At 31.1% G+C, this 13,892-nt stretch carries 18 protein-coding genes and 1 pseudogene; 16 read left to right on the top strand and 3 right to left on the bottom strand.

Features of this window, described 5'->3' with window-relative positions; translation table 11 throughout:
* Positions 1–60 precede the first annotated feature (60 nt).
* The 3 genes and pseudogenes from GLW08_RS16360 to GLW08_RS16365 all read left to right on the top strand — a co-directional run bounded on the left by GLW08_RS16360 (position 61) and on the right by GLW08_RS16365 (position 1,304).
* The gene (locus GLW08_RS16360; RefSeq protein ID WP_160849732.1) at positions 61–339 is read left to right on the top strand and encodes an NUDIX domain-containing protein; all 279 of its coding nucleotides are present in this window, start codon (positions 61–63) and stop codon (positions 337–339) included.
* Positions 311–403 (top strand): annotated as a pseudogene (locus GLW08_RS21690) (class I SAM-dependent methyltransferase); the annotation flags it as partial. The gene GLW08_RS16360 and the pseudogene GLW08_RS21690, both read left to right, overlap by 29 nt.
* A 217-nt stretch (positions 404–620) precedes the next feature.
* Positions 621–1,304, top strand: a complete 684-nt coding sequence (locus GLW08_RS16365) for a VOC family protein (RefSeq protein WP_160849733.1) — start codon at positions 621–623, stop codon at positions 1,302–1,304.
* A 675-nt stretch (positions 1,305–1,979) separates the two neighbouring features.
* On the opposite strand, the gene GLW08_RS16370 is transcribed toward GLW08_RS16365, so the two are convergent.
* Positions 1,980–2,522: a CBO0543 family protein gene (locus tag GLW08_RS16370; protein WP_160849734.1), complete on the bottom strand. Its 543-nt coding sequence runs from the start codon at positions 2,520–2,522 to the stop codon at positions 1,980–1,982.
* 405 nt (positions 2,523–2,927) lie between these two features.
* Here GLW08_RS16370 and GLW08_RS16375 point away from each other — a divergent pair, with 405 nt between their 5' ends.
* The 5 genes from GLW08_RS16375 (at position 2,928) to GLW08_RS16395 (ending at position 7,043) form a co-directional block, all read left to right on the top strand.
* Positions 2,928–3,308 (top strand): hypothetical protein, encoded by a 381-nt coding sequence (locus tag GLW08_RS16375; RefSeq protein WP_160849735.1) that lies wholly within the window; start codon positions 2,928–2,930, stop codon positions 3,306–3,308.
* Between the two features lie 456 nt (positions 3,309–3,764).
* Positions 3,765–4,913 carry an AI-2E family transporter gene (locus tag GLW08_RS16380; protein ID WP_160849736.1) on the top strand — a complete coding sequence of 383 codons (1,149 nt, stop codon included), beginning with the start codon at positions 3,765–3,767 and terminating at the stop codon, positions 4,911–4,913.
* Between the two features lie 210 nt (positions 4,914–5,123).
* Positions 5,124–5,564, top strand: a complete 441-nt coding sequence (locus GLW08_RS16385) for an NUDIX hydrolase (protein ID WP_160849737.1) — start codon at positions 5,124–5,126, stop codon at positions 5,562–5,564.
* Positions 5,565–5,823: 259 nt separating this feature from the next.
* Positions 5,824–6,162: a hypothetical protein gene (locus GLW08_RS16390; RefSeq protein WP_160849738.1), complete on the top strand. Its 339-nt coding sequence runs from the start codon at positions 5,824–5,826 to the stop codon at positions 6,160–6,162.
* Positions 6,163–6,770: 608 nt separating this feature from the next.
* A complete protein-coding gene (locus tag GLW08_RS16395) occupies positions 6,771–7,043 on the top strand; it encodes a hypothetical protein (RefSeq protein ID WP_160849739.1) in 273 nt (90 codons plus the stop codon).
* A 180-nt stretch (positions 7,044–7,223) separates the two neighbouring features.
* Here the strand turns inward: GLW08_RS16395 and GLW08_RS16400 are convergent, their stop codons facing one another.
* Positions 7,224–7,613 (bottom strand): DUF1259 domain-containing protein, encoded by a 390-nt coding sequence (locus GLW08_RS16400; RefSeq protein ID WP_160849740.1) that lies wholly within the window; start codon positions 7,611–7,613, stop codon positions 7,224–7,226.
* A 308-nt stretch (positions 7,614–7,921) separates the two neighbouring features.
* Here GLW08_RS16400 and GLW08_RS16405 point away from each other — a divergent pair, with 308 nt between their 5' ends.
* The 7 genes from GLW08_RS16405 to GLW08_RS16435 all read left to right on the top strand — a co-directional run bounded on the left by GLW08_RS16405 (position 7,922) and on the right by GLW08_RS16435 (position 12,010).
* Entirely contained in the window at positions 7,922–8,170 is a 249-nt protein-coding gene (locus tag GLW08_RS16405) for a hypothetical protein (protein WP_160849741.1), read from the top strand.
* Entirely contained in the window at positions 8,167–8,358 is a 192-nt protein-coding gene (locus tag GLW08_RS16410; RefSeq protein WP_160849742.1) for a hypothetical protein, read from the top strand. The genes GLW08_RS16405 and GLW08_RS16410 overlap by 4 nt, the downstream gene beginning before the upstream one ends.
* Before the next feature lie 235 nt (positions 8,359–8,593).
* Entirely contained in the window at positions 8,594–8,866 is a 273-nt protein-coding gene (locus GLW08_RS16415) for a hypothetical protein (RefSeq protein ID WP_160849743.1), read from the top strand.
* Positions 8,867–9,028: 162 nt separating this feature from the next.
* Positions 9,029–9,580, top strand: a complete 552-nt coding sequence (locus GLW08_RS16420) for a putative glycolipid-binding domain-containing protein (RefSeq protein WP_160849744.1) — start codon at positions 9,029–9,031, stop codon at positions 9,578–9,580.
* Positions 9,581–9,632: 52 nt separating this feature from the next.
* A complete protein-coding gene (locus GLW08_RS16425; RefSeq protein ID WP_202406214.1) occupies positions 9,633–10,562 on the top strand; it encodes a phosphotransferase family protein in 930 nt (309 codons plus the stop codon).
* Between the two features lie 140 nt (positions 10,563–10,702).
* On the top strand, positions 10,703–11,185 hold the full coding sequence (locus GLW08_RS16430; RefSeq protein ID WP_337193954.1) for a GNAT family N-acetyltransferase: 483 nt from the start codon (positions 10,703–10,705) through the stop codon (positions 11,183–11,185).
* Positions 11,186–11,866: 681 nt separating this feature from the next.
* Positions 11,867–12,010 (top strand): hypothetical protein, encoded by a 144-nt coding sequence (locus tag GLW08_RS16435; protein ID WP_160849746.1) that lies wholly within the window; start codon positions 11,867–11,869, stop codon positions 12,008–12,010.
* A 161-nt stretch (positions 12,011–12,171) separates the two neighbouring features.
* On the opposite strand, the gene GLW08_RS16440 is transcribed toward GLW08_RS16435, so the two are convergent.
* Positions 12,172–12,516, bottom strand: a complete 345-nt coding sequence (locus GLW08_RS16440) for a hypothetical protein (RefSeq protein WP_160849747.1) — start codon at positions 12,514–12,516, stop codon at positions 12,172–12,174.
* 697 nt (positions 12,517–13,213) lie between these two features.
* Here GLW08_RS16440 and GLW08_RS21970 point away from each other — a divergent pair.
* On the top strand, positions 13,214–13,834 hold the full coding sequence (locus GLW08_RS21970) for a hypothetical protein (protein WP_237458484.1): 621 nt from the start codon (positions 13,214–13,216) through the stop codon (positions 13,832–13,834).
* Positions 13,835–13,892: the final 58 nt, after the last annotated feature.

The raw sequence follows: 13,892 nt of genomic DNA on the forward strand, positions 1-13,892 counted from the left end.
GAAGTGGTGTACTTTGCCAGGATTGTTTAAGAATAATTTTATCTGGAATGTGGTGTGAAGATGAAAAGAGTATTTGGGGAAAAAATTAATAGAACTGACTATGAAACCAGAAAAGGTGTTTATGCAGTTATTTTCAATTCCAAAAAAGATAAGGTGATGACTGTTCAAAATGGAAGAGGTCATCATTTTTTACCTGGTGGCGGAATTGAAAATGATGAAAGTCACTTCAAATGCCTTGAGAGAGATGTTAGAAGAAACATGTTACAAGGCATTCATTGGTTCCTACATTGGCAATGCAATGAGATAACAGGGGTATATCTACCGCTCAAAGCGATTTGATCACCGTAATAGAAATGGAAACTTAGGGTTTGTTTCAATAATAGTTGACGCAATAAAGCGTTGAGCAATAGATAAAACATTTTAAATCACCATTTCTTTTATTAGGGCTTTATGAAATTACCTTGAATTCAACTCTTCCGTATTTGAGCGCTTTTTTGAAAAAAGGGTGTGCAATCTCAATCAAAAGTTGTATATAATCTCATTCTATTGTTCATATTTTTTTTATTGCCACAAATGTATTATTAATGGCAACTTATAAATGAATTTTGGAGGGATTAGCCTTGGAAATTAGTCAGGTCATTTTGAAAACTAAAGATCTTGAAAGTATGAAAGAGTTTTATACTGAAATTCTTGCAATGTCTTTAACAGAGCATAACAAAGATTCTTTTCAAATTGCAGTTGGATCTAGCCAGCTTAAATTTTCATCAAGGGATGTAGAAGGAGATCCTTTCTATCATTTTGCTTTTAATATACCTTCAAACCAGTTTAAGGAAGCTAAAACTTGGATTAGAAATAAAGTTAGTTTAAATTATGAGGATGGAGAAGATGAAGCGGAATTTTCACATCTGCCTGCACAATCTTTTTACTTTTATGATCCTGCTGGAAATATAGTCGAGTTTATCTCTAGGCATTCAATTGCTAATAATAAGGTTCACCCCTTCTCACCAAACAGTATTCAAAATATAAGTGAAATAAGTCTTACTGTGGAGGATCCTATTAAAATCGGTTATAAGTTATTAGCCATAGGTATTAAAGAGCGTGATAACTACGAATTAAGTGAAAGTTCACTGAATTTTATGGGTGACAATTCTACTGGATCATATCTCCTTTTAATAAAACCAGGTAGAAGATGGATATTTTCTGATAAAATCTCTGTTATTCATCCAATTTACATAAAGGTAAGTAATAATGTTGAAATAGAAGTGAATGACAAGAATGAGGTAGTATGTAGTCAACAGTTATAAAAAACATAACTAAGTTATTCCACATAAGGGCGCGATTCTTAAATAAGAATTCGCGTTTTTTTTAACTTTTGAAAACGATAAGTTGGAATAATTCTCCAATATAATTAGTTAATTATGTTAAAATAATTGCAGATTGTGAATAGTTGATCTTAAACTCTAGGTTAATTAAATTTCGAATTAGCCTGTGAAACATGTGTATAATCAATTCGTCTAATGATTGGGGGGGAGTGTTTTTTGAAAAAAATATATTTTATACTCTTAAGTTTAACATTTGTATTGCTTATGACAGGGTGTGGTTTAAAAGCAAAGTCACTTACCGAATTTTATGAAAAAGATTTAGCAGGCGTGTCTAAAATAGTTTGTTTTTCTTCCGGAATAAATTTTATATCTTTTATCTCATCTAGAAATGAATTTATTTTCTGTTTATCAGTAACTGTTCTTTCGTAGCCTGTATTTCCGTCAACAATTTGGGCGCTAAACTGGAGTAATCAGTAAATAAAAAAACCGCAAAATATGCAATGTTTTATACAAAGCTCTTATTTTGCAGTCTCTTTTAATATGCAATATACATATTGTCATTTCATATTTTATCTCTTTATACTACTTCTCTACTGTAACTTCATTATCTTATATTAAAATCTCAAATTCAACTCTTCCGCAACCCAGTTGAAAAAATTAAACCTGTTGCTTTTTAAAGAAATTCATTATTAATTTTAAAATGATACCCAATAAAACATAAGTAATAAATGAATAGAAAATATTCCAATTTATATACTCATAAACTTCCATCCATCTATAAAACCCTTCAAATAATACTCCAACTACTCCAAATATTATAGTTGCAATTAAATACTTTTTCCATGAACTAAAATGTTGGTATATTAGAATGTACACTGAAGGAAGAATAAAATTAGTTGATACAAAAAAGGAGGGGAAAATTGGTAATAAACTTGTAGGATAACCAGTCAATACATAATTTGTAGTGATTGTATCTATAATTACACCCATATAGACAGTTATACCTCCTAAAGTTAATAACTCAAATAAGCGTTTTTTATCAATTAATTTCCACAGAACAAAAATACTAATAATATTTAGTATTATAATCGCCCACCAAGAAAAATGAAAAAGATTGTTATTAAACCAATATACATTATATTGCTCAATTAATTTTTCTCTAAGATTTATTATATCTTCCCATGTTGGATGTTGTTTCATTATTTTTCTCCTTTATTTTTGATATTAATATCTTTACCAACACCCTTTTCTTTATTACAATTTTAACAAACAACATAATCTTGCCCTTATGGATTCTAAACTGGTTATTACATTGTTTATACATAAGAGGGGAAATAATAAAGGGGTATTAAAGTAACGGGGGCTATAGTGGAAAATCATATTTGCAAGTTATCTCGAATTCAAGTCTTCCTGATAAGGGCGCGATTCTGAAATAAGAATTCGCGTCTTTTTAAGTGTGGTAAAAAGAAAATAAATCTCATAATTATATTGGATATTTATGTTAAGATGTATTGGGATTTAGAATAGTATTCTTCAAATTATGGTGGGATCGGTGGACAAAGTTTTGAAACCTAAAACTTCCGTTTATGTAAGGAGGAAAGTTTGTTGATAAAAGCTAAATTAATTTCTGTGCTTCTATTATTACCTTTCATTTTAATAGGGTGTCAAAATAATAATCTTCATTTAAGTAAAGATGTTTCCAATATTGAGGTTTATAAGTGGAACAGTGAAGAATTGGTCGTTACTATTGATGATAAAGAATTTATTGATGAACTTGTAAAGGAATTAGATAATGCTAAAACAGGTTCCACAGCAAATATGGATTTTGAATCACCTGACTTCGAATTACACTTTAAAAATGAGAATGAAACACTACTTGAAATAGGTTATTACAAAAAAGTGATGAACTTAGATGTAGAGGGTAGATATTGGGATTATAGTGAAGATACTATGTATAACGTGGAACTTCAGTTACCAATTGATTAACTTTATACTCTCCAAGTAACGTTGCGAAGTTGAATAGTAAGTTAATTATCTCGAAATCAAGTCTTCAAGATTTGGGCGCTTATCTGGCACAAGGATCAGCCCCCAATTTTGAAGAACAGGGCATACTATTTAACAATTTTTGGGGCCATTAACACATTATTTAATGTTTTGCCTTTATTATAGTTTTGTAATCTTTTCGTCTGGTATCTATATAGTAACAATATGAAAAAATAACAACTATAGAATTATTCCAATCATCTTTATGATCATTACAGCGCTGTTCACGATCTATCTTTTTTTACATGCTTTGTGGGGGAATAATTTGAGTTAGCTGAAGACTGGTAACGACAAATGTGATGCCTGACACTTCTCGTTCTTTGTCGATTTCGACATATTTCTGATGGCAAAGGCACCTTTATTTTTGGTACATTACTTTTAAAGGAGCTGTATTTAAGGATGGAGGAAAATAAATTTTTGAAATTAATTGGTGGTAAAACCTTTTTTTACATATTAGCTTTCTTTCTTCTTGTTGGAATAACCATTTATATATACACTAAAATTTCATTTATCTTTTATCCACTAGAGGTCATTTTATCTACTATAGTACCTCCAATAATCCTGGCATTCATAGCCTACTATTTATTTAATCCAATTGTAGACTTGCTCGAGAGATTACGGATTAAAAGAATTTGGGGAGTAATCATTCTTATTCTAGGTTTTAGTGGTGCTTTAACTGGAATTATCTTGTTAACTGCTCCATCTATCGAAGCGCAGATTAAAGATTTAGTTCAAACCTTTCCTGATTATCTAAAACAGCTAGGAGATACGATGACTCAATGGGTACAAAGTTCATTTTTAGGTCCATATTATGATGATGGTTATAACTGGGTAATGGAAAGGTTAAGTGAATTGCCACAATTAATTGGAACTTATATTTCTAATGGTTTTCAAGGGGTACAGAATGTCGCTAGTACGATTACAAATACGATTGTGTCCATTGTAACCTTTCCATTTATCTTATTTTTCTTATTAAAGGATGGTAAAAGGTTTCAACGTTTTACCATTAAATTATTTCCACCGAAATTTAGAGATGATACGAAACAGATCTTAACTAATATTGATATTCAAGTTGGGTCATATATCCAAGGGCAGATTATTGTCGCTACTGTTATTGGAATTCTATTATTCATTGGTTACCTTATCATAGGTCTTGATTATGCATTTACATTAGCAATTATCGCCGCAGTAACAAGTGTTGTACCTTATTTAGGACCAACAATTGCAATTATTCCAGCTGCTATCATTGCAATTGTTAGCTCCCCATTTATGTTTTTAAAGCTAGTAATTGTATGGATCGCAGTCCAATTTTTAGAAGGGAATTTCGTTTCTCCGAATATCATGGGTAGAACTATGAAAATTCATCCATTAACGATCATCCTTGTTTTAATGATTGCGGGTAATTTATTTGGTGTTGTCGGTGTGATTCTTGGTATTCCGGGCTATGCAATCGTAAAGGTAATTGGTTCTTATCTTTTCTATAAGTTTAAGAAACGATATAACCAGTATTACGGGGAAGACCGTGGATATTATGAAATGGAAGAGTAATTATGGTTTTTAAGTTAATTAATAGATCCAGCGGTTCATATATACCAAATCAACAAAGTTTTTTGTTTAAGAATGTTTTAGCAAGTTATCTCGAATTGAAGTGTTCCGTTTAAGGGCGCGATTCTTTAATAAGAATTCGCGTCTGATTAAGAAGTGTTGTACTTTGCCAGGATTGTTTAAGAATAATTTTAACTGGAATGTGGTGTGAAGATGAAAAGAGTATTTGGGGAAAAAATTAATAGAACTGACTATGAAACCAGAAAAGGTGTTTATGCAGTTATTTTCAATTCCAAAAAAGATAAGGTGATGACTGTTCAAAATGGAAGAGGTCATCATTTTTTACCTGGTGGCGGAATTGAAAATGATGAAAGTCACTTCAAATGCCTTGAGAGAGAGATGTTAGAAGAAACAGGTTACAAGGCATTCATTGGTTCCTACATTGGCAATGCAATGAGATTTTTCCAATCAACCAAAGGTGAATCACTACTAAGTGACGGTTATTTTTACTTGGCAAATTTATCTAATAAAGTGCAAGAACCAATTGAAGATGACCATTACATAGAATGGATAGATATAGATGGTGCGAAAAAACCTCTATTCCATGAACATCATTATTGGGCAGTAAAAAAAGGTTTAGTTTTATTCCAATAACTGTTGCTTTAATTGAACAACATATTAGTAAATTATCTCGAAACCAAGTCTTCAGCAATCGGGCGCGATTCTTTAATAAGAATCCGCGTCTTTTTAAGTTTGATAAAAAGGTTTAATAAATCCCACAAGTTATATTGGATATTTATGTTAAAATGTATGGAGATTTAGAGGTGGTGTTCTTCAACTAACGAGGCAGTAATGTTTAAGTACAAGTAAACAATTCATAAAAGGTTCTTGTGAAAGATATGGAGGGAATTTAATGAAAATACGTTTGTTAATAATTCTTTCTTTAATGATATTGTTTTCAGGCTGTTCATCTGATAATTATCCAGATTTAATGCCGAACAAACACGGTGATTACTCTGTTCTCTGGATAAAGGATAATGGTGGAGGATATAACGAGTATCCTTTGGTTTTTAATAAAGTAAATAAAGTTACATCTATTATTAGTTTGGAAGAAGCGAAAGATGAATATCCTAAATTAAGCCTAATAAAGCAACCTGCTTTTATTATATTTAACGAGAATGGAATCGTATTAAAAACTTACATTAAGGAAGAAGCGATAGAATTCTTAGAAGAAAACTATAATGATAAGTAAATGATTAGGCTTACGGGTGCTTATCTTTAGGTTCTTTACATAAAATAGGTTCTTATTATGGTGAAAAATTTCATGAAAATGGTGAACCGATATATAGACCTGAATATGAAAAAGAAACAACCCACTTCATTGATGATTGGAAAGTAACTCATAGGCTCGCAAAAATAAGAATGATATTAACAGAAAAATTTGATGCTACACTTGGGGATGACGATATGGATGACTTGGAAAGAGCAATGGAAAGTCTGAGATATTGGTCTAAACCAAGTGATAAAACATAAAAACTCATTTTTCTTATTCAACGAACGGGTGCTATAGTTGAAGATCAAAATAATGATTATCTCGAATTCAAGTTTTCCGCTTTAGGGCGCTAACCTGGAACAAAGAAGGTGACGTCCTTTAATTTTGATTTTTCTTCTTAATATAAATTAACCAAACTGGTGTATATGTTAAAACGTACCATTTTTAGGAGTTATAAGGAGGTGCTATTCTCTATCAAAAAAATATTTCTTTTATTCATGTTAGTATTTATTTTGGCAGGGTGTAACAACCTTCATAAGGAATCAATTTCATATTCTCAAAAAGAACTATTAGAAAGATATACAGATATGGCTGAAGATGGTTATGCAATAAACTATTTTTATGAAAAAGAATCAAATCTTCCTAGTGATATATGGGATTTACATAAGTATGAAAAATGGTCAAGGTTGAGCCTGCATGGTAGTGAAAAGTCAGATAGAATTAATATGTACAAAGAAGCATTTAATAAATCTGAGTACCCTTTTTATATTGTTGTATCAAGAAACGGATTAGAAATACAGACTACCTCAGTTAAAAAAGTTGTTCAGTTTTTTGAGAGGAATGGCGGACAAGTAAAGTAACCAATATCTCGAATTCAAGTATTCAATATTTGAGCGCGATTCTATAATAAGGGTTTGCGTCTTTTTTTACTTATAGAAATATGGGATAGGTAAAATTATTTCATAGTAGACTGAAAATGCGAAGTAAAGTACTGCAGGTATAAAAGAAAAAGAAAGCCCTCAAAAATGAGGGCTAAGATATTAAAATAAGCCTGCTTCTTTTGCAGCATCAAAACTATCTTTTGCAAAATTAAAAGGATTATCAATTTTTTCCCAGTGTATATACATTAACCTTGGTTCATCAAATAGCCAATGGTTATGGAGGGCCGTAACTATTATGCCTCTCTTTCGGAGGGCCGAAATAAATGGATTAATTTCCTTTTGGAGAATTACTGTTTCACCTAGGTTTAGTGTTCTTCCACCTTGTGGATTTTCAAATGATAATGCAAATGGTAAAGATAATGGGGACCTTGTTCTTCTATTTAAGATGGATGCGTCGATGTTTCTTAGTCTCGAAACTACACATACTCCATCTGAAACTTGAGGAGCCCCACCAATAATTCTAGCTAATCTATCACAAGTTGATGCCATTATTTTTCACCTCCTTACACTGTCAAGTTATGCAAGGAGAATTAAGCTTGTATAGGTATTAAACAATGTTTTACAAAAAAACAGACTAAATAATCATCATTTTAATAATGCATAGTTCGACGATTATAGGTCTTAACTTATATAAGACTATTAGGATTTTTTTCTGAATGGAATGTTTACTATTTTTCACTAATCAAATGGTGAATTATGTTGTGTTTAAGATTGAATAATTTTCTAACTGTCAGGAATGTAGAAGAATGAAATAGATTATTATGTTTTAAGAAATAAACTGTAAAAGGGGAGGTTTCTTGAGAAAAGTAGCAATTTATTTTTCTGGTTTAGTGTTAATTGCTATTAGCATATATACCTATAATTATTGGGCAAATTATCAAGCAAGTTATGAAGAAAAATCAATTATTGAAGCAATAGATCTTAAGGACAAGAACATTAACGCTTTGGTATTTATGCCTTCTGGTAAGTCAAGTTGGGATGTACAAGATAAAGAAAAAATAAATGAATTTCTGAAATTTTTAGAAGAATATAGAGTAAAAAAATGAAAATAAGTGGATATGATTGGAAGGGTGAAAATTTTACTATATCTTTATTAACTAAGGATAAAAGTTTTTCAATAAATGTAGAAGAAGACGTTGTTAGGGTGAATCAAGGGGATTTTAATAAAGGACACTATGAAGTACTAAATTCTCCAATAGATATGAAAAGAATTGAGCAATTCAAGTCCAATTAGTTAGTTTTATACAGCTCTGACCCAGTGCTATAGCTCAAGTGCAAAATGATAAAAACCTTGAAATGAAGATTTTAAGATAAGGGCGCGATTATTGAATAAATGGTTGCGTCTATTTTTTAGTAAATGCACTTAAAATGGATATTTATGCTAAAATGAGAGAAGATTTTGAAAGATTGTACTGAGAGTAAAAGGCAGTAGCAATTTAAAAGTGCGTATTAGATTTTATAAAGGAGTGTTGGAAATTAAAAGGATAACATTCTTAGGAGCAACCTTATTTATTACAGGTACATTGTTATTTGGAATTGTACATCTTGCAATCGCCAACTACATTCCAAATATGCATGGTTGGAGTGACCCACCGGGTAAGTTTCAAAAAGCACGAAATGAAATTGGGGTAAATGTTCCTTATATTCTAAGCATTTTTTTTATGATTTTAGGTTTTATTCTTTTAATACTAAACGAGGTCAAAGTAATTAGAAATTTCTTTAAAGGTGAAAAGCAATCTTAAAAAATGGTTACGTTAATTGAAGATCTACTTGTGAATATCTTGATGCTGAGTCTTCCAGAAACCGGCCCTATTATTTAATAACGCGTCTTATGCAAGGGTGATTTATCGAGGATATTTTACCCTTTTGAAATAATTGGTACTAAAGTGTTGAGGGGGGATTATTTGAAGAAGAAAGTTTTTTGGGAACACATCGGAGGAGCCGGATGTGAATATTTAAGTATTAATAAAAATAATTCAAGCTTAATTAGCGAAGGGTTAGTCTTATTCACAACTAACGAAGATGTACATAATTTTTCATATAAAGTTGTAATGGACTCTAGTTGGATAACGAAAAGTGTTGAAATAAGTGATAGAGAAACCAATCACACATTAAACTTGCAATCCGATGGCAAAGGTAACTGGTATGCAAATAAAAGTCAACTACCAGACATGTTTGGGGCGATTGATGTTGATATTTCTATTACTCCATTTTCAAATTCATTACCAATAAATCGATTTAAATGGCGTGAAGGAGAAGAAAGAAACTTTCAAATGCTCTATATAGATATTCCTTCACTTGAATTAAAAAAGCTGGAACAACGATACAAGTTTATTGGAAACTCTACTCAAGGAAGAAAGTTTCAATACAATTGTAGAGATTACGAAACTATAATTACAGTAGATAAGTTTGGTATAGTTGTGGACTACCCTGATTTATTTATTCGTAGGTTTTAAAAGTTATCTCGAATTCAAGTCTTCAACATTTGGGCACTATTGTGGAACTATAATGGCTAGTTTAATCAATGGTAAATTATTCCTAGCTGGGGTGAAAAGGAGTTTTATTTTGAAAAATATATATGAAGAAAGATTGAAAGAAGCATACCCTGAATTAGAAATCAAACATATGGAAGAGAATGAAATTGGTCAGAATAATGATGTGATAATAATAAATAAAGACCTCATTTTCAGATTCCCTAAATACATTGAAGGTATTAAGAAATTGGAAAAAGAAACTAAAGTTTTAGATTATATAAAAGATAGAGCGAGTCTATCTATACCTTTTGCTCAATACAGAGCTTTTGAGCCTAATGAAGTTGGTAAAGTTTTTACAGGTTATAACCTTATTGAAGGTAAACCCTTATGGCCAAGTACTATGAATAGTATTAATAATGAAGAGGTGATACAAAAAATTGCTTCTCAATTGGTCCAATTCCTTGTTAATTTACATAATCACCCTATTAAAGACTTAGAGATTGAAGATCAAAATGTGGATGATATACGTTTGTCTATAGAAAATCTATATGCCAGAATACAAAGCAAATTATTCCCATATATGAGTTTGGAGTCACAGCTCGAAGTTTCTCGAAATTTTGAAAACTTTTTATCCAATGATAAATTTTTGGGTTTTGATACGGTTCTAATTCATGGAGATTTTGGAGCGTCGAATATACTATGGGATCCAAAACGCGAAAGGGTATCCGGAGTAATTGATTTTGGAGAAACTGAAATTGGTGATCCAGCATATGACTTTGCAGGTCTATTAGCAAGTTACGGTGAATCTTTTATCAAGAGATGTCTTAGTTTATATCCAGAGGGAAGTAAAGTTCTTGAAAGATTAAACTTTTATAAAAGCACATTCGCTTTACAAGAAGCCTTACATGGAATTGAGAATAAAGACGAAGTTGCTTTTGAAAATGGTATAAGAACATATAGATAACTTTATCTAAAATAAAGGAACACATTGTAATATGTCAGTTTCAAATATTCAACAATCGGGCGTTGATTGCGGAAGAAGTAAGGAGTGTAGAGTAAGAAATATTAAACTTAAGTATGGGTTACGCAGAAAGGGATGGAAATGTGCTTAGATTACAAGAAGTTGATACCAAAGAGAAAGATGTATTACATAATATAATGCAATTCTATATTTATGAATTTAGTAGATACATTCCTATAATAAAATTAGAACCAAATGGTTCTTTTAAGCCGTTTAATTTAGATAAATACTGGGTTGAAGATAACTGCTATGCCTATTTTATAAAATTAAATGAAGAATTAATTGGATTTGCACTTGTAGAGAGTTCATTAGAGTTAAATTCCAATATAATTCAAGAGTTTTTCATTATGTCTAAACATAGTGGAAATGGATATGGAAAAAGAATTGCAAGAGAATTATTTTCTATCCATCCAGGTGACTGGAAAATAACTCAAATAGAAAATAATGAACCTGCGTATTACTTTTGGAGAGGGTTAATTAATGAAATCAGTAATGGTGAGTTCAAAGAACGATTTGAAGATGGAGAGTTTATTCAAGAGTTTAACACTGAAGTGATAAAAGATTAAACTTGCTCATTTTAGAGCCTAATATAAAATCAGTTATCTCGAATTCAAGTCTTCCTGTTTCGGGCGCTTAACTGGAATAAAAAGTAAATAAATCAACTGTAAAATATTCGAATTAATATACAAAGCTAGGTTCTATTAAGGTATAGATAATATAAGATATATTATCAAGCGGATGTCTCGCCGACCCATTTTAAAGAACATACATCCACATCAACCCTGACATAGCTTTGGAACCTACATGATTAATAAAGGTGCTCCAGTAGAGGTTATTCAAAGTTTACTAGGTCAAACTCCTGAAGTAATTCGTATATAAATCATGTCTCATCTTACCACTAAGTTGTGCGTATAACTTCTTATAAAAAGCGTGTTTTTTTGTGACTTATAGCTTTTTTGGGGCCACTATCTAGAATGCTTGAATTCGTTATAATGTAAAAAAATATATTACTAAGTGGTGCGCCATAGGAGAAATTCGTTTCACCACATTGGTTTTAAAATCAATTATTTATATGGAATTGGTGTAAACAACTATACAACTATAATAGATGTATTTCATAGATTATTCGCCTTTTTCTCTATTATTAGTAAATCCGTTTAGAGCATGTCTGCATTCTATACATAGAATGTGTATTGTAAGAACAACTTAAACTTCTTACAAAATGACATTTATAGGAGTGAGGGAAAATGGAATTAGGATTAGTAACATTTCTAGTTGTTGTATTGTTGCTTGTTGCCTGGCTATTAGTTTCAATTCTTAGCCCAGGAAGTGATGATACTCAGAATGCCCTGAAAAGTGCTGTATGCTCTATTCTTGAATGTGGGAGCTAAAAACTTGAATAAGTAATATAGTAGGCCCCATGTTTATTGGGGTCTACTTTAATAATTTTATAAGATTCCTAGGTTTTTATAAGAAACTTTCCTAAAAAAGTACCTAAATAGAACGACTTTAAACCATAGCTGATTTACTAGGTTTTTAGTCGTTCTATTGGCTACTTACTTAATTTTTCTAACAATAGGGTATTTTGCTCTTTAATAATTTTAAGCTCATCTCGAATCTCTGTAATTTTTAGCACAAGATCCTCTAATAGGTTCGCTTCTGATTCCTCTGTGTTTGTTTCGCCTAATTCACTTGGATTAGTCTTTCCAATGTTTTTAACGGTATCTAATAATTCCTGATCGTTTACTAGGTTTGATGCAACCTTGATAATTGACCCAAAATCAAGGCTTTCTTCATTTTCAAAAAGATTTGTGGCAAGTTTATTAATTTCATCTTCTTTCGCATTACTTACTTTTTTTTGATTTTCTTCTTTTTCCTTGTTATCTTTACCTTCCATTATTAATCCACCTTTACATGATTTAGGAACTGATGGTTTATCATATGACTAAAACTTGTAAATGGAATGGATGTTAGTCCTATCTGTTGCATTAATTATTTTTTAAGTTGCTTCAATTCTTCTAATATTCTTCGTGTCTTTCTGTTGCATTACTTCATGATGTAGTAGAGGATACAAAGTCAAATATTACTGACATAGAACATCAATTTGGCCATCATGTTTGATGGGGTAACTAAAACAGAAAAAGGTTCATTGGACATCTTTTATACTCCCTATGGGAATAATATTATTGCATCGTTAATCCCTTTTCTGATCCAATATTTCCTCAATTTCTTTGATTGCTTTAGAAGTCTGAGCATAATTTGACCATTCTGACTTCACCATATCTTGCTTACTTATCTCAATATCAACGGCTCCTTTGGGTTATCTTGAAGTTATTCCAATTGTGGATTAAGAAAAAATTATATACATCTTCATATTTGCAATAAATAGCACTTGTTCAACGAAATGGTGCTTTAGTTGAAGAACTAATTAGTAGAATACCTCGAATTCAAGTCTTCATGATAAGGGCGCGAATCTGGAAGATATAATTGTCCTTTAATTTTATAAAAAGAATTGTGAAAATTTCACTCATTTGAACTAATAAACTTTATGTACATAAATGATTCATTATTCTTTAAATTTAGGAGTGTTTGTTTTGGCTGTAGTAGGTATCCTGGGCATGACACATGATGAAGAAATGCAGTGGAGATATAATTTCCCTTTATCATTAGTAGAAGAGTTAATAACTGAATTTAACCCTGATGAAATTTGTGGTGAAGTACATCCTGATAGTTGGGAATTTTATCAAAGAAAAGGTGAACCTTATGGAATTTTAGGTGAGACACAGGAAGAATACCCTAGTTTTATTTTTCCCCTATGTGAAGAAAGAGGCATTGAGTTTGTACCTGTAAATTGGTTTGAAGTGGATGTTTTTGAAGAGGAGCCTTTTGATAAATTTGATCATGAAACTAGGCAAAGATTAGAGAATGAATTAAAACAATGGAATGATAAGCAACTTTCTATTTGGAATAATGGGAACATTCCTCTGAATTCATTTGATTACGATACAATAACCAAGGATATGTATAACTGGTTACATACTATTAACCCAGATATTCAGAATATTGTGTGGAATTCCAGACATTATATAATGGCTGCTAGAGTGAAACATACAGTAGCGAATTATCCAGATAAAAGAATTCTTTGTATTCATGGTGCTGATCATAATTACTGGTATTACCAATCACTGAAAAAAGAAGAAAATATTGAATTTTAGTTTACCCTTTAAGGTGATTAATGACAACTTGAATGCAAAAATACTATATTAAGTTAAC

It is taken from the genome of Pontibacillus yanchengensis (assembly GCF_009856295.1).
Taxonomy (GTDB): domain Bacteria; phylum Bacillota; class Bacilli; order Bacillales; family BH030062; genus Pontibacillus; species Pontibacillus yanchengensis_A.